Raw genomic sequence first — 16,109 nt, 5'->3', positions numbered from 1 at the left:
CAATTAGGACGTGTCCTCATTCTGTTTGCGCACATCCGCCCAGCTCTTCAACGCAACCATCCGCGCGTTGCACGGCATTGCGTCCGGTAAGTCCTGGTGCGCCATCAAATTCCGGCCCGGCTCCCGCTCCGCCGCATATCGTTTCATAATACTGATAACGCTCATTACCAAACGTGATGTTATTGCACGTGCCCTGGAGCGCGGAAACCATGGGTTTGTTTGATGAAAGGATCCCCATGCTCTAAGCTTTAAAAAAACCTCTATCAAATTATATGAAATATTTCATTCTTATGGTGTTTGGCAGAAAAACTCTTACAATAAGCCCAGACCATCAAAGACGAGTTACACAGGTAAACTATGATTAATTTTACGGGCACTTATACCGATCAATACCAACTGACTATGGCTCAGGTTTATTTTTTGAACGGTTATCAAAACAGCAACGCTGTGTTTGATTATTTTTTCCGTGCCCTGCCTTTTAACGGAGGTTATGCCGTCTTTGCCGGGCTGGAAGACGTGCTGAGCATTCTGGAAACGCTTCGCTTTGATGACCGCGACCTCGCTTTTTTGCGGCAGCAAAACATGCACCCTGATTTTATTAATTATCTGCAACAGTTTAAATTCCAGGGCACTGTTTACGCCTCCCGGGAGGGCGACGTCATTTTTCCTACCCGACCGATTGTCACCATTGAGGCGAATATCATAGAAGCCCAGCTGATTGAGACTGTTTTGTTAAATGTTCTGAATTTTCAAACGCTTGTAGCAACCAAAGCCAGCCGAATACGGCAAGTGGCCGGAACGCGGAAACTCATTGATTTCGGGTTACGCAGGGCACAGGGTCCCGGGGGATACTACGCCAGCCGAGCCGCCATAATCGGCGGCTTCGATAGTACAAGTAACGTTCGTGCCGGTCGGGATTTTGCCATTCCTATCTCGGGCACCATGGCCCATTCCTTTGTACAAAGCTACGACAGCGAATTACAGGCTTTCCGTGATTTTGCAAAATGCTGGCCGGATAATTGCGTGTTACTGGTAGATACTTATAACACCCTGGCAAGCGGCGTACCTAACGCGATAAAAATAGCCCGGGAAATGCAAAGCCGCGGCCACAAGCTGAAAGGCATCCGTCTGGATAGCGGCGATCTGGCCTGGCTGGCCAAAAAAGCCCGATACATGCTGGACGAAGCCAATTTGCAGGACGTGACCATTACCGTCTCAAATCAGTTGGACGAATACGTCATCAAGAATCTGCTGGAGCAACAGGCGCCCATCGATTCATTCGGAGTGGGAACCAATCTGGCCATCGGCGCGCCTGACGCCGCGCTGGATGGTGTTTACAAACTGGCATTCGCCCATGGCAAACCACGCATCAAATTATCCGACACCGCAACCAAAATTACTATTCCCTATCAAAAACAGGTATACCGAATTCTCGATGGCGATGGAAATTTCCAGGGTGCCGACGCCATTACATTACGGACGGAAGACGACGTGGAACTGATGGCCCACCCTTTCGAAGCCTCAAAATCACTCACCATCAAACATTTTGCCAAAGAACCGTTGCTGCACAAAGTCATGGAGCATGGCAAGCGATTATCGTCTCCTCAAACCCTCGGTGAGATAGCACGCTACAGCCAGGAGCGTTTAGCGAAATTGCCTCTGGAATACCAGCGTTTTATTAATCCCCATCTCTATAAAGTCGGCATAAGCAGCAAGCTTAAAGCCCAACGCGACCAACTGATTGGTGAGCATCAGGGACAAAATCCATGAAGACTTTAATTATCGTCGATGTGCAAAATGATTTCATGCCGTCCGGTGCTCTGGAAGTACCGGATGGTAACACCATCATTCCGGTCATTAATGATATTCAATGCCAATTTGATCTGGTTGTCGCCACTCAGGACTGGCACCCGCAACATCATCTCAGCTTTGCCTCAAACCATCCCGGCACAAAACCCTTTGACAAAATCATGCTGGGTGGACAGGAACAAACACTCTGGCCTGATCACTGTGTGCAGGGCTCCGTGGGCGCTCAATTTCATCATCGCCTGAACACCCTGATGGTTGAAGCCATTTTCCGTAAGGGAACCAACCCTGAAATAGACAGTTACAGTGGTTTTTATGACAATCAGCATCAGAAAAATACCGGGCTGGCAGGCTATCTCCGTGACAAAGGCGCATCCGAACTTTATTTTTGTGGCTTGTGCGCGGATATTTGCGTTTATTTCACGATAAAAGACGCTGTGGCCGAAGGATTTACCTGTTATTTAATTGAAGACGCCACCCGTGCGCTTGTGGAAGAAAATTTCAACCGCATTAAAAAGGAATTGACGTCAAAAGGGGTTGGTATGATTAAAAGCCGGGAATTGTCCTTCCCGCAAAAGCGGGAACCCTTGTCAGAGATAACGCCGCGGTTTGATTAGAAATGGCTTCCCGCCTTCGCGGGAAGGACGAAATCATGGTTTGTCCCGTACAATAGTGCTATCCGATTATTTTTTTTCGGTTTTCTTGCAGGAACAACCGGCGAACACATTATAAAGCCAGGCAAGAATAACACCGCCTATAAACGCGTCGATAAAACCAATAATCCCGCCTATGATACTGCCCAATATCGTAGGTTCATAGCCAATGTACAAGACCCCGACCGCAGTTACAAATGCCCGACCATACGTGTAAAAAGATGCGATCACTCCCATCAGAAGAATGGATACACCCCATATCACTCCCAATGCCAATCCCAACGCCAGCGGGCTTAATCTGCTATTCGTCATCGCCTTCTCCCATATCATTGTCCTCTAATTTCATTATAGACCAGGCGCTTGCAATAAAATTCCATTACGATACACCCTGCGCGACATCGGATAGCGCATGAGAAAAAACGGTGTTACACAAAAAGCTATACTTAGTTATATCAGCTTGAAATGGAACATAAGCGAGGTGCCCCATGAACGTCAGCGAAAAAATACTCCGCTCTCATCTCGTGGAAGGCGACATGAAGGCCGGAACTGAAATTGCCCTGAGGATGGATCAGACCCTCTGTCAGGACGCGACTGGAACCATGGTCATGCTGGAGTTGGAAGCCATGGGGCTAAAGCGGACGCAAGCGGAAATTTCCGTACAATACGTTGATCATAATTTAATCCAGGAAGACAATAAAAACCCGGATGATCATTTGTTTCTGGAAAGTGCGGCCAAACGATTCGGCCTTTATTTCAGCCGTCCGGGCAACGGTATCAGTCACGCGGTTCATATGCAGAATTTCGGCAAACCGGGTAAAACACTGACCGGCTCAGACAGCCATACCTGCGCCGCCGGCTCCCTGGGGATGATTGCCATTGGTTCAGGCGGTCTGGAAGTGGCCATGGCCATCGCAGGCTACCCCCTGTATATAAAAATGCCCAAAATTCTGGGTGTGAAGCTAACGGGGAAACTACCCGACTGGGTCAGCGCCAAGGACGTCATTTTAGAAATGCTGCGCCGCTATGACGTGAAAGGAGGCGTCGGCTATATCATTGAGTACTATGGCGACGGTTTACAGAATTTATCGGCCATGGATCGCCACGTCATTGCCAATATGGGAACCGAGTTGGGCGCGACCACCACCGTGTTTCCTTCTGACGACATAACCCGTGAATTTTTAAAAAGCCTGGGACGGGAAAAAGACTGGATGGAATTAACCGCGGATAAAAATGCGACCTATGACCAATACGATGAAATTAACCTCGCCACTCTGGAACCCCTGATTGCCAAACCCACAAGCCCGGGGAATGTAGTACGCGTGGCAGACATTGCCGGAGAAGATATTTATCAATCTTATATCGGGTCTTCCGCCAATCCAGGTTATCGTGATTATGCGATTGCTGCGGAAATGGTCAAGGATCGCACGATTAAAGCCGGCGTGTCTTTTGATATCAACCCCAGTTCCCGCACTATTTTGGAAGAGTTGGTTCGGGACAAACATCTTGGCCATCTGATTCATGCCGGCGCCCGCTTGCATCAGGCCGGTTGTAATGGCTGTATCGGGATGGGACAAGCCCCCGCCACCCATAAAAACAGCTTGCGAACGGTACCCAGAAATTTTCCGGGGCGTTCCGGAACCAGGGAGGACAAGGTATTTCTTTGCAGTCCCGAAACAGCCGCAGCTTCCGCACTTACGGGCGTCATTACCGATCCGAGAACATTAAAAATGCCATATCCTCATATTACCTTGCCGCAAAAACGCATTGTCAATCCGGATTGTTTCGAGTCGCCTTTACCAGACGAGGAAGCCAAGGCGATTGAATTAAAAAAAGGCCCCAATATTGTCTCACTGCCAGAGTTTGAATCATTGCAGGAAACGCTGAATATTCCGGTATTACTTATTGTAGGCGACAATATTTCAACAGATGAGATATCTCCGGCAGGCGCCAAAGTTCTCCCTTTCCGCAGCAATATTCCAAAGCTCAGTGAGTTTACCTATAATCCGGTGGATGAGGATTACACCAAACGGGCCAGGAAGCATGAAAACGGTCACGTCATCATAGGCGGAGAGAATTACGGCCAGGGTTCCAGCCGGGAACACGCGGCACTGGCCCCAAGATACCTGGGATTACGTATGGTTATTGCCAAAAGTTTTGCCCGGATTCACTGGCAAAATCTCATTAATTTCGGAATATTGCCACTGACTTTTAAAAACCCGGATGATTACGACAGAATTCGATTAAACGATATGGTAATAATCAGCGGACTGCCGGATATTTTAGAAAAAGATGAACTGGAAGTCACCGTGAATGGAAACAAAATTACCGTATGTCAATCCCTGTCGAAACGTCAGAAAAAAGTAGTCGCCTGCGGTGGTTTGATTAACTGGATTAAAAACGACAATAATGCAATTTAGGAAGCTGGTTCATCCCATTAATTTTATTGCCGGGTTGTCTATAGACAGCCCGTTCCGCAAATTTAGAGGCAGGGACAATGCCCGGAGACTCATCCCAACGGGATATCATTATTTCCTTTTGATTTTTGATAAACATCAGACATGTCATTATATGTTTTCTTCAATTTATCAAACTGCAATTGAAACCGCTCCCTAGCGGAAGTAGTGCTTTCATTTATCATGTGCTGCACGCTATGGCATGTCCAATAATAGTTTTCATGGGCATACTTGCCTTTATCGCATTTAAAAACTTCCTTAAGGATATTCAAATCATGGGGAATATTAAACGAATCACGCGAGTCTTCATAACTGAATAGATAATAAAAATTATCATACCCGCCCCAGGTAATAGCGGACAAACATAATGGACAGGGTTCATGCGTTGCAAAAAAAATACAATCCCTGGGCGTTGCCCGTTGCGATGCCGGAAGCTCATAGAATTTTTTCAGGGTGTGCACTTCACCGTGCCATAGTGGATTTTCAATTTCATTATTTGTACCGGCTATTACCAGCGATAAATCGTCCTTTTTTAAAATAGCCGCACCAAATACTTTATTTCCATGTCTTACACCGTCCCGGGTTAGGGGCACTATGTCCTGCTGTGTTACTTCCAGCAATCGAGAGACTATAACTTCCGTATCATTCATAAATGCACTCCCTGTACTATTTTATTTATCCCGTAATCCCATGCTTATTACCCAACCGGCCACCAATACAATAAAAAGGGGACTCAGCGCCACTTGAAAATCATTAATCGTTGCAGCACGCAAGGGGAGTTGCACATCGCTTAGAATCCAGCCGATCACCAACTGTAATGCGGCACTGAGCAAATAAGCACACATGGCCATAAAACCAAACGCCATACCCTTTAAAGCGGCAGGTACATACTGACTGACAATGGGAAAACCAAGCACGGCACCGCCAAAAAAGAACCCCTGCACGAAAAGTAATATAAATGCCGTCGCAGTGGAAAAGTCCGGTCCATAAATCAAGAGTCCGGTCAGTACGATCATGCCTGTAATAAAAAACCGCGCTATTTTCGTCGGACGTTTCATCCAATCTGCCAACCAGCCGGACACCAAAGCCCCCGTACCGGCACCGAGAGGAAACATGGCATTTAACATGGCAGATGTTTCAGAGGAATGCCGATACGCGATTTGGGCAGGAATATTCCATAAATCCGACAAAGCCAACAAAACACCGAAGCCTGCAGTAAAATAACACAACCCGAGAATATATTGTTTTATTTTCAATAAACGCCGCAAAGCACTTAAAAAATCTATGGTCTCTTGCCTGGCAGGATTTTTGCTCGAGGGATCACGAACAACAAGCGTCATTAAAATGGCAACCAGGAGTATTATAAAAGCAAGAATAAACATTAAATACCTGAAATTCATAAATGAATTTTTCAGTGCCAAGATAATCACCAGGACCGCTGTTAAGAGATTTGCTGACATCTGGGTCACTCCGGAAAAGAATGCAAAGCGTTCGTTTGGAAACCACTTGTCTGCAAGATAAATTGCGCCAATATAAGAAGTGGAAAGCCCCATGCCCGCCAATGCCTTGGAGATCATCGCCAGTAAAAAGCTGTTACTTATCCCCATCAGTGCCAATCCCGAGGCAGCAAGCAATGCAGAAACCCCAAGAGTCCATCGGGAACCAAATACATCGAAGAAACGACCGGTAAATACCTGGGCGATTCCATAACAAAGGAAAAACACGGAACCCAGAAGTCCCAGTTGGACATTACTTAAGTGAAGCTGTGTTTTTATATCGGGAGACAACACCGCAAACAGCACTGAAATCATCACGGCAAGAATAAAATAAATATCACCAATTCCCCATATCAACAATGATCCTGCGGGGTTGTATCCATATGATTTCTGCACCAAAACAAATTCTCCTGTTTGTTTATGACAAAATAGCAAGTCCGCTGCCCTGCCAACACCTCCGGGTTCCGTGCACTCGTCTTATCCAAAAGTGATATTTTCAAGATATTCCCTGTCCACATTCCTTTTCTCTCATTTTTGCATGACATAGGTTCCCGGCGCATCAGGGAAAGACGATGAAAGCGTGGGCGGCTCAACAGATTTTTTCGCAGATTGTGCCACCAGCCAGCCATGCAAGGCATGCCACCAGGAGCCATTCTTTTTTTCCGCAATGTTCAACCAGTTATCCGGATGAATAAACGCATCATCCTTTTTATGAACATGGATCCGGTAAGAGCGGCCCTCATGGCCTGGCTCACTCAGGATACCGGCATTATGTCCGCCATTTGTCAAAACAAATGTGATAGCGCTGCTGTTCGTCATCAGATGGATCTTGTACACCGATTTCCAGGGCGCCACGTGATCTTTTTCGGTACCGACTACAAACACCGGTACTTTGATATTTTCCGCAACGACAGGTTTTCCCTCAACTTTATAATGCCCTTCCGCAAACTCGTTTCTCAAAAATAATTTTTCAAGATATTCGCTGTGCATTTTATAAGGCATACGGGTGGCATCCGCATTCCAGGCCAATAAATCAATCATACCGCGGCGAACCCCATGCAAATAGTCATGAACTATTTTTGACCAGATAAGATCGTAGGTACGCAGCATTTGAAAAGACCCCGCCATATGTTTGGTATCCAGATAACCTTTCTCCCACATCATGTTTTTAAGAAAGGCAATTTCACTCTCGGATGCGAACAACATCAACTCACCCGCCTCGGTAAAATCACCTTGTGCCGCCAGTAAACTAAGACTTTTCAAACGCTTGTCCCCATCTCTCGCCATGGTTGCGGCGGTAATTATTGCCAGGGTTCCTCCCAGACAATACCCCAATAAATGAATTTTTGTTTCAGGAAAAACATGAGAAACGGCATCTATAGCCGCCATCGCACCAAGACGATAATAATCATCCATACCCAAATCACGATCCTTGTTGTCAGGATTACGCCAGGAAATAATAAATACCGTATGCCCTTGCTCTACAAGCCACTTGACCAGTGAATTTTCAGGCGACAAATCAAGAATGTAATATTTCATGATCCAGGCGGGTACAATCAACACGGGTTCCTTGCATACGGTCGAAGTCCGCGCTTCATACTGTATTAACTCAATCAAATGATTACGATAAATAACCTTGCCGGGCGTCACCGCGACCTGTTTACCGGGAATAAAGTTTTCAGCGCCGGCCGGAGGCGTTCCTGTCCATCTTTCCAGTATATCCTCGACAGCGATTTCAGTACCCCGCACCAGATTCTGCCCCCCCGAACGGATGGTTTCATAGAAAAGCTCCGGATTGGTCATAACAAAATTGGACGGAGACAAGGCATCGAGTACCTGACGTGCCCAGAAGGAAACCGTTCGTTCAACATGGGCCGGCAATCCCGGAACACCATTGGTCGCGTGCTGCCACCAGTTTTCCACTTGCAGGAAACCTTCCGCATACCAGCGCCATGGGATGTATTGCCAGTCATCCTTGTGAAAACGAACGTCTTTATTCTCATCATCGGCGCAAATCGTTCCAAAAATGGTTTTGATGCACTCGTTGGGATGTATTGCGGGGAAAAAGGCCAGTTCGCACAACAGGCCGGGACACAAGGCTAACTGTGAAAGCCAGGAATAACAGGCCGTCCCCACCGCAGCCGGACTAATGCCATTGGTCAGTTTGGCAATATTAGCCTGATATAATTTATCAAGAAATCTCAAAGCCTCCTGCATTTCAGACTCGCCGCTATCCTCCGCGCAAGGCTTCATACTGCTGGCGGCAATGGATTTCGTTCGTGGCACCGCTGTAATTTTATCCGAAACGCTTTTATTGGCCGCTACATTCATATGGCTGATATCCTTGCTAAGATTATCCCGGGCTCCGTGCACGTTTCTTATCTAAAAAATTTGTTGGGTTGCCAATTTGGCAACCCAACCCGCACAAAAGGAACCAATCGAACACCTTTTACAGTCTGAAATAGATAAGTGTACAAGGCCTATACAAAGGATAGTGCAGAATTAAAAAAGAGAAAAACAACCGTGTTTTCAATCCGCTTTTACGTTTCGGCCTCATTGTTCCTCGTAAAATGATGTTTGGAAGTCCTGTTTAAGACGAAAAATCCGCTTACGCCGGCAATAAACGAACCGAACACAACGCCTATCCGGACCAGAGGCATTAATTCCTGGTGGCCATGCTGATAGGCCAGCGAGCCGATAAACAGACTCATGGTAAATCCAACGCCGCAAATCAAGGCCAAACCATAAACCTGCCCCAGAGTGATGTGATCCGCTTTCAAAAATTGCCGGAATCGTACAAAATAGCCCAAAGCAAGAAATATTCCGATTTGCTTGCCAAGAAATAACCCAAGCCCTATCCCCAACACCACGGGGTGAATGAACATGGAGACGTCACTACCGACCACAGTGACACCCGCGTTCGCAAACGCGAACAATGGTAGAATCAAAAAAACGATCCACGGATGCAATCCGTCTTCCAGACGGCTCAGCATGGAATCCTCTCCCTCATCCGGCACGGTCATGGCAATAATGATTCCTGCCAGAGTTGCATGGACACCGGATTCCAAAACCGCCACCCATAAGGCAATGCCCACTACGATAAAAACGGACGTGCGCCGACATTTAAAATAGTTCAAGGCAACCAATGCCATTGTCAGGAATAAAGCCAGCGACAAGGACAGGACCGATAATTCCCTGGTATAAAAGATGGCTATAATCACAATGGCCGCAATATCATCAAAAATCGCTATGGCCGTTAAGAGAATCTTCAGGGATATGGGTACGCGGGATCCAAGCAAAGACACGATCCCCAAGGTAAACGCAATATCGGTGGCTGTAGGGATAGCCCAACCCTTTAAATACACCGCATTATGCGCATTAAAAAGAAAAAAGATAAACGCCGGCACCAGCAATCCGCTCAAGGCGGTAATGGCGGGCACAATAATATTGGTTGCGTTGCTTAAAACACCACGCTTGATTTCCCGTTTTATTTCAAGACCGATGATCATGAAATAAATAGCCATTAATCCGTCATTAATCCATAACAGCAATGGCTTTTTAATGAGAAGCTGGCCAACTCCGACCGTCGCTTTGATATGCAATAATTGATTGTAGTAGTCCCGGTATGGGGAATTGGCGATGAAAATAGCTATCAGGGAGGCAATAAATAATAAAATGCCTCCTACTGTCTCCAAATTATAAAAGGAATCCGATTTGTTGCCCATAGATAGTTTTTAAACCTGGTATGAATTGGAGTTCTGTGAAAAATTTTGTTCACAAAACGCACGGTTTATCGACATATCGCCGCCATTTCTGTTCCACCAATAAGAGAATGGCTTAACCCCCGCCACATAGCAAGAGGAAATCGAAAGACTCTTGCAAAACCATCAACAATTGATTCATTATCAACTTGCTACTTTATTTTTTCAATGACCATCGTTTCGGATTTTGATCCGCAATGGTTGACATCCTCCCTCAGGTTATCCATCGTATGAAACAGATGGAAGTAACAGGTAATTTAATGTGATAAAGGATTTAACATGGCATCCTCGCACGCCTTACGTAAACTGATTTTCGGCACGTCCCCGAAAATCTCGTTTCCCTCCCATGTACAGGCTGCGATCAACCGGCAGCAAAACGATAGTGAAAAACTTATCAGCTGGGTTTTGCTTGCCATCGTAGTCATTTTCAGCGTTCTTTATATCGTGTCTCCCAAAACATTTTCTCCAACGGTCAAATTTGCACCGGTGCCCTGGGCCTTGTCCGCTTATTTTATATTTTCATTAATTCGTTTATACGCTGCCTATCGTGGCTATCTGGTGAACTGGTTTTTACTCTTGTCTATCATTGTTGATATTATGCTGTTAATGACGTTGATCTGGAGCTTTCATGTCCAATACGAGCAGCCGCCATCTTTTTATTTAAAAGCGCCTACCCTACAGTATCTTTTTATTTTTATTGCCCTGCGTACCTTGCGTTTTCAAGCCAAATACGTGTTAACCATAGGTATGGTCGCCGCCGTTGGCTGGTTTGCCCTGATTCTTTTTGCCGTCTTTTTCTCACCGCATGGAACCGTCACCCGGGATTACGTTTTGTATCTGACATCCAATCATATTCTAATCGGCGGTGAAATTGATAAAATTATTTCCATATTAATGGTAACAGCCATACTCACTATCGCTGTGTTACGCGGTCAGCATCTGTTATCCCAGGCTGTTGCGGAAACCATGGCAACAACCGAACTGTCCAAATTTTTTGTCCCCGAGATTGCCTCAACCATCATCGAGTCCGGAGCGAATCTTAAACCCGGTTACGGAGAATCCCGCGATGTGACCATTCTGCATTGCGACATACGAGGATTTACGAAAACCTCCAAACTATGCAGCCCCGCGGAAGTAATGAGCATGTTAACAGAATATCAGGCCAGGGTTGTCAAAATCATCCGCAAACATCAAGGCAGCGTGGATAAATTTTTAGGCGATGGTATTCTTACCTCCTTTAACGCACTTCCCAAAACGCCTGCTCATGCCGCCAAGGCATTGTCCGCCGCCGGTGATATTCTCACGACCATTCAGGAATGGAATGAACAGCGCGATAAAGAAGGCAAACAACCTGTCAAAATAGGAATCAGTATCACCACAGGTTCCGTGGTATTGGGTATTGTAGGAGATGCAACCCGCATGGAATACACCGTTATAGGCGATCCCGTAAACCTGGCTGCGAAACTTGATAAACATTGCCGCGTGGAAAAATGCAGTATTCTGGCTACGAAAGAAACACTTGATCTTGCCATTGCTCAAGGCTATGTCCAACCTCCAACTATCGAAATTTTACTGCAACGCACTGTGGAAGGCGTTGCCGAACCAGTGGATCTGGCCATACTGGCACGATGATTTGTATCTCAGGTTCTATGAAATTGTTCAGCAAAACCAGTAGTTTTCTGTAGCCTGTCATGAAGGCAAAGCCGTAATGCGTGAAAACGTCAAACCGGGTATTCACCTGCTTTCCCGTCACAACAGTGGAACATCAAACCCGCAATACCGCCAAAGCCTCCTTACGGGCTACGGCTCCTTTACAAAAAATTTTGTGCACAAAATCTGGAATTTAATCTCTAATTAATGATCATACATAAATCAATAAGAAAGAAATATTTACAAAGCCTTGTTGATTTAGTATTATTCATTACAATTCTTTACAATAAATTTACCTTTTTAACAGTGAGAGCTTATGACTTCCTATTTATATATCCCATTTAAAAAAGAGGAGTTTACACTGACAGGACGCTCACACCTAAATCAAGTGATACATCGTGAAACAAAAGAAAAAAAAAGGGAAATCATCTATCATGGCCAGAGAGGATTAACAAAAAGTGAACTGCTTGCAGAGGCTACCGTCATTCATGTATTGATACCCGGCCGTGCCGGTCACATGAGTACGATTGCCGGTGCAAAAGATTTATCTTTGGAAACCGTTCGTCACCATCCATCATTTGCCGGACATATAACTCTGTCAGACAGTAAAAATTCCATCATGATCCCGGATTTGGTTGATCAACTGGACGCCAATGGCCTGCTAAAACGTAATTCTGATGCCAAACTGCATATTAAACTGGTTTTCACAGACGAGACAGAACAAGCGGAATATTTAACCAAAGTATTTTTTAAGTTTCTCGAAAGGAATGCTGATCATTTGGATACTGACATTAAAGTCAGCTATTCCACACCCAAAAAACAACGATCACTCTACCGTGCTGGTCAAAGCACCGTCCAAACACCTGAACAGACCAAAATTACGGCCATCAAACAAAGCTTCTTTACTCACCCCGGGGATAACGGTCATCAATTGACACGTGATCAGGTAAGGGATATAGAAAGACAATATTATGATTATAAATCATCCCGCTGTCACGGTTTATCCGGCCTGCTTGGCTTAAATCGCTTATTTTCCAGCAGCGACAGCTTAGATACCCTGACCCTGCTTAATGACAGAACGATTTCTGATGATAAGCGTTATCAATACGCCTTACAATTTCTGAGAAGGCATCCTGACAATCATTTAGCCAAATATCTGTGTCCTACCGTTGAACAAGCCTATAAGGACAATAAAGAGCTTTGGCGTCCAATTCCCGAAGAGGAAGAAGAACGATTGGTGCTTTAACTCCATATCTTGCTGAATGTCGGATAATCATTGTCGGGCCAGGGGCCCGACCTACGGCAAATGGCTGTCAGTAAAAGAATAGGGTGTGTTGACAATTCATCTACGTCTACGTGCCGCGACTTGTCCGCGGCATCCGGTAGATGGTCAAATTAAAATCTATTCTAACTCAATTCGTTGAATAATAAGAGCAAACTCGTAAGACCTCATTAAACGGACTTGGGAACACAAAAATAAAGTCATTCCTGGGTTCACTGCCAGGCTCTGTGCACCAATTTTTTTCCGATCGAAAACAAGACAACTATTGTTGCCCAACAAATAATAATGTCTCGTAGCCCGTCATGAAGGCGAAGCCGTAAGCGGGAAAACGTTCCTGATTGGCACATCAAACCCGCAATACGGCCGCAGGCCTCCTTACGGGCTACTGCTTTTTCGCAAAAAATAGTGCGAAGAAATTTTGGTGCACAGAGCCTAGGGTGTGTCCTCATTCTGTTTCGCGAGCTAAAAGTTGGGATAATTTAGCGCAAATTGCAGATTGAATGAGGAGAATAGCCAGCCTTATTTGACGAATTCAAACTGTAATTTGAGCAAATTAGTACAGGTTTTAGTCGTGAAACAGAATGAGGACACGCCCTAGTACAACGTCTCACTGAAGTTGTCTTACTTGTTTGTTATTGCCGCAACAGCGGGCCAAGACACAACCCGGAATGTGTGTGACTTGTATGAAGAAATTTGCCAATGATTTAGATGTTACTGGATGCCGCGGCCAAGCCGCGGCACGCAGGCGGTAGATGAATGGTCAACAGACCTAACATGCAGAAATAAAAAAAGCGGCACAAAGGCCGCTTTCTGGTATAAAGCCCTGGCGATGACCTACTTTCACATGGGGAGACCCCACACTATCATCGGCGTACGTGCGTTTCACTTCTGAGTTCGAGATGGAATCAGGTGGTTCCACACGGCTATAATCGCCAGGAAAACGGTTATCCTGAGTCGTAACCCTGTTTCTTCTTCAGGGCACACCACAGGCTGGTAAAGAGATATTCGGTAACACAATCGTTCTTGTTTCTTTTCGTATCTTTCGTATCAATAACCCGAAGTCATTCAGGTTATATGGTCAAGACAATCAGCCAATTAGTACGAGTTAGCTTCACGCATTACTACGCTTCCACACCTCGCCTATCAACGTCGTAGTCTTCAACGGGCTTCATGGGAAAACTCATCTTGAGGGAGGCTTCCCGCTTAGATGCTTTCAGCGGTTATCCCGTCCGAACTTAGCTACCCGGCAATGCAACTGGCGTCACAACCGGTACACCAGAGGTTCGTCCACTCCGGTCCTCTCGTACTAGGAGCAGCTCCTCTCAATTTTCCTACGCCCACGGCAGATAGGGACCGAACTGTCTCACGACGTTCTAAACCCAGCTCGCGTACCACTTTAAATGGCGAACAGCCATACCCTTGGGACCTGCTTCAGCCCCAGGATGTGATGAGCCGACATCGAGGTGCCAAACACCGCCGTCGATATGAACTCTTGGGCGGTATCAGCCTGTTATCCCCGGAGTACCTTTTATCCGTTGAGCGATGGCCCTTCCATTCAGAACCACCGGATCACTAAGACCTACTTTCGTACCTGCTCGACCCGTCAGTCTCGCAGTCAAGCACCCTTTTGCCTTTACACTCTTGGTACGATGTCCGACCGTACCGAGGGTACCTTTGTGCTCCTCCGTTACTCTTTGGGAGGAGACCGCCCCAGTCAAACTACCCATCATACACTGTCCTCATCCGGGATTACCGGACCAAGTTAGAACCTCAATAATAACAGGGTGGTATTTCAAGGTCGGCTCCATACAAACTAGCGTTTATACTTCTTAGCCTCCCACCTATCCTACACAGTTATCATCAAAGTCCAGTGCAAAACTGTAGTAAAGGTTCACGGGGTCTTTCCGTCTAGCCGCGGGTACACTGCATCTTCACAGCGATTTCAATTTCACTGAGTCTCGGGTGGAGACAGTGTGGCCATCGTTACGCCATTCGTGCAGGTCGGAACTTACCCGACAAGGAATTTCGCTACCTTAGGACCGTTATAGTTACGGCCGCCGTTTACCGGGGCTTCGATCAAGAGCTTCTCCGAAGATAACCCCATCAATTAACCTTCCGGCACCGGGCAGGCGTCACACCCTATACGTCTTCTTACGAATTTGCAGAGTGCTGTGTTTTTAATAAACAGTCGCAGCCACCTGGTCTCTGCGGCCCTCACCAGCTTCATTATGTAAAACAACTAACCAGCAAGGGCGTACCTTCTCCCGAAGTTACGGTACCATTTTGCCTAGTTCCTTCACCCGAGTTCTCTCAAGCGCCTTAGTATTCTCTACCTGTCCACCTGTGTCGGTTTCCGGTACGGTTCTCTATAAGTTATGGCTAGCAGCTTTTCCTGGAAGCGGGGCATCAATGACTTCTTCGCACACCGTAGTGTCGAAACCACTTCGCACCTCAGCGTTAACAAGAAACCGGGTTTGCCTGGTCTCTCCGCCTATATGCAAGTACCGGGACAACCAACGCCCGGCTCACCTAGCCTTCTTCGTCCCCACATCACCACTTATAAAAAGTCCAGGAATATTAACCTGGTTCCCATCGACTACGCTCTTCAGCCTCGCCTTAGGGGCCGACTCACCCTGCTCCGATTAACGTCGTGCAGGAAACCTTGGACTTCCGGCGTGAGGGTTTTTCACCCTCATTATCGTTACTCATGTCAGCATTCGCACTTCTGATACCTCCAGCAACCTTCTCAAGTCACCTTCTTCAGCCTACAGAACGCTCCCCTACCACGTGCACATAAGTGCACATCCGCAGCTTCGGTGTATGGTTTTAGCCCCGTTACATCTTCCGCGCAGGCCGACTCGACCAGTGAGCTATTACGCTTTCTTTAAAGGATGGCTGCTTCTAAGCCAACCTCCTGGCTGTCTGGGCCTTCCCACATCGTTTCCCACTTAACCATTACTTCGGGACCTTAGCTGGCGGTCTGGGTTGTTTCCCTCTTCACGACGGAC

The 16,109-nt window shown here is 46.4% G+C and carries 11 protein-coding genes and 2 rRNA genes (1 of these 13 only partly in view); 5 read left to right on the top strand and 8 right to left on the bottom strand.

What is annotated here, in order from left to right; all coding sequences use genetic code 11:
* Positions 1-16: 16 nt before the first annotated feature.
* Entirely contained in the window at positions 17-238 is a 222-nt protein-coding gene (locus CKW05_RS15470; RefSeq protein WP_058484458.1) for a hydantoinase B/oxoprolinase family protein, read from the bottom strand.
* Positions 239-357: 119 nt separating this feature from the next.
* Between CKW05_RS15470 and CKW05_RS02515 the strand changes: the two genes are divergently transcribed.
* The gene (locus CKW05_RS02515; protein ID WP_058484459.1) at positions 358-1,770 is read left to right on the top strand and encodes a nicotinate phosphoribosyltransferase; all 1,413 of its coding nucleotides are present in this window, start codon (positions 358-360) and stop codon (positions 1,768-1,770) included.
* The gene (pncA, locus tag CKW05_RS02510; protein ID WP_058484460.1) at positions 1,767-2,423 is read left to right on the top strand and encodes a bifunctional nicotinamidase/pyrazinamidase; all 657 of its coding nucleotides are present in this window, start codon (positions 1,767-1,769) and stop codon (positions 2,421-2,423) included. Before CKW05_RS02515 ends, pncA begins: the two co-directional genes overlap by 4 nt.
* A 66-nt stretch (positions 2,424-2,489) precedes the next feature.
* Here the strand turns inward: pncA and CKW05_RS02505 are convergent, their stop codons facing one another.
* Positions 2,490-2,771 (bottom strand): bacteriophage holin, encoded by a 282-nt coding sequence (locus tag CKW05_RS02505; protein WP_058484461.1) that lies wholly within the window; start codon positions 2,769-2,771, stop codon positions 2,490-2,492.
* 173 nt (positions 2,772-2,944) lie between these two features.
* On the opposite strand from CKW05_RS02505, the gene CKW05_RS02500 reads away from it, so the two are divergent.
* On the top strand, positions 2,945-4,876 hold the full coding sequence (locus CKW05_RS02500) for an aconitate hydratase (RefSeq protein WP_058484462.1): 1,932 nt from the start codon (positions 2,945-2,947) through the stop codon (positions 4,874-4,876).
* An 89-nt stretch (positions 4,877-4,965) separates the two neighbouring features.
* Here CKW05_RS02500 and CKW05_RS02495 read toward each other — a convergent pair whose 3' ends face one another.
* The 4 genes from CKW05_RS02495 to nhaA form a co-directional block, all read right to left on the bottom strand.
* Positions 4,966-5,562, bottom strand: coding sequence for a nucleoside deaminase (locus CKW05_RS02495; protein ID WP_058484463.1), 597 nt, complete (start codon positions 5,560-5,562; stop codon positions 4,966-4,968).
* 21 nt (positions 5,563-5,583) lie between these two features.
* Positions 5,584-6,804 carry an MFS transporter gene (locus CKW05_RS02490; protein WP_095140542.1) on the bottom strand — a complete coding sequence of 407 codons (1,221 nt, stop codon included), beginning with the start codon at positions 6,802-6,804 and terminating at the stop codon, positions 5,584-5,586.
* A 132-nt stretch (positions 6,805-6,936) separates the two neighbouring features.
* Positions 6,937-8,739 carry an alpha/beta fold hydrolase gene (locus CKW05_RS02485; protein WP_058484465.1) on the bottom strand — a complete coding sequence of 601 codons (1,803 nt, stop codon included), beginning with the start codon at positions 8,737-8,739 and terminating at the stop codon, positions 6,937-6,939.
* A gap of 209 nt (positions 8,740-8,948) precedes the next feature.
* Positions 8,949-10,133 (bottom strand): Na+/H+ antiporter NhaA, encoded by a 1,185-nt coding sequence (nhaA, locus tag CKW05_RS02480; protein WP_058484466.1) that lies wholly within the window; start codon positions 10,131-10,133, stop codon positions 8,949-8,951.
* Between the two features lie 315 nt (positions 10,134-10,448).
* On the opposite strand from nhaA, the gene CKW05_RS02475 reads away from it, so the two are divergent.
* Together CKW05_RS02475 and CKW05_RS02470 are read left to right on the top strand one after the other, a co-directional pair.
* Positions 10,449-11,801 (top strand): adenylate/guanylate cyclase domain-containing protein, encoded by a 1,353-nt coding sequence (locus tag CKW05_RS02475; RefSeq protein ID WP_058484467.1) that lies wholly within the window; start codon positions 10,449-10,451, stop codon positions 11,799-11,801.
* A 334-nt stretch (positions 11,802-12,135) separates the two neighbouring features.
* Positions 12,136-13,065, top strand: a complete 930-nt coding sequence (locus CKW05_RS02470; RefSeq protein WP_058484468.1) for a hypothetical protein — start codon at positions 12,136-12,138, stop codon at positions 13,063-13,065.
* Between the two features lie 857 nt (positions 13,066-13,922).
* Here the strand turns inward: CKW05_RS02470 and rrf are convergent.
* Together rrf and CKW05_RS02460 are read right to left on the bottom strand one after the other, a co-directional pair.
* Positions 13,923-14,038: ribosomal RNA gene (gene rrf / locus CKW05_RS02465) — 5S ribosomal RNA — on the bottom strand.
* A 137-nt stretch (positions 14,039-14,175) separates the two neighbouring features.
* Positions 14,176-16,109: ribosomal RNA gene (locus tag CKW05_RS02460) — 23S ribosomal RNA — on the bottom strand (it continues 959 nt past the right edge of the window).

Source organism: Legionella spiritensis, assembly GCF_900186965.1.
Lineage (GTDB): Bacteria > Pseudomonadota > Gammaproteobacteria > Legionellales > Legionellaceae > Legionella_C > Legionella_C spiritensis.
The sequence above is the reverse complement of the archived record's forward strand: the minus strand, read 5'-3'. Positions and strand labels throughout refer to the sequence as shown.

Coding starts and splice junctions, on each gene's coding strand:
- CKW05_RS15470 (WP_058484458.1), bottom strand. CDS start 238: ATGGGGATCCTTTCATCAAACAAACCCATGGTTTCCGCGCTCCAGGGC.
- CKW05_RS02515 (WP_058484459.1), top strand. CDS start 358: ATGATTAATTTTACGGGCACTTATACCGATCAATACCAACTGACTATG.
- pncA (WP_058484460.1), top strand. CDS start 1,767: ATGAAGACTTTAATTATCGTCGATGTGCAAAATGATTTCATGCCGTCC.
- CKW05_RS02505 (WP_058484461.1), bottom strand. CDS start 2,771: ATGACGAATAGCAGATTAAGCCCGCTGGCGTTGGGATTGGCATTGGGA.
- CKW05_RS02500 (WP_058484462.1), top strand. CDS start 2,945: ATGAACGTCAGCGAAAAAATACTCCGCTCTCATCTCGTGGAAGGCGAC.
- CKW05_RS02495 (WP_058484463.1), bottom strand. CDS start 5,562: ATGAATGATACGGAAGTTATAGTCTCTCGATTGCTGGAAGTAACACAG.
- CKW05_RS02485 (WP_058484465.1), bottom strand. CDS start 8,739: ATGAATGTAGCGGCCAATAAAAGCGTTTCGGATAAAATTACAGCGGTG.
- nhaA (WP_058484466.1), bottom strand. CDS start 10,133: ATGGGCAACAAATCGGATTCCTTTTATAATTTGGAGACAGTAGGAGGC.
- CKW05_RS02475 (WP_058484467.1), top strand. CDS start 10,449: ATGGCATCCTCGCACGCCTTACGTAAACTGATTTTCGGCACGTCCCCG.
- CKW05_RS02470 (WP_058484468.1), top strand. CDS start 12,136: ATGACTTCCTATTTATATATCCCATTTAAAAAAGAGGAGTTTACACTG.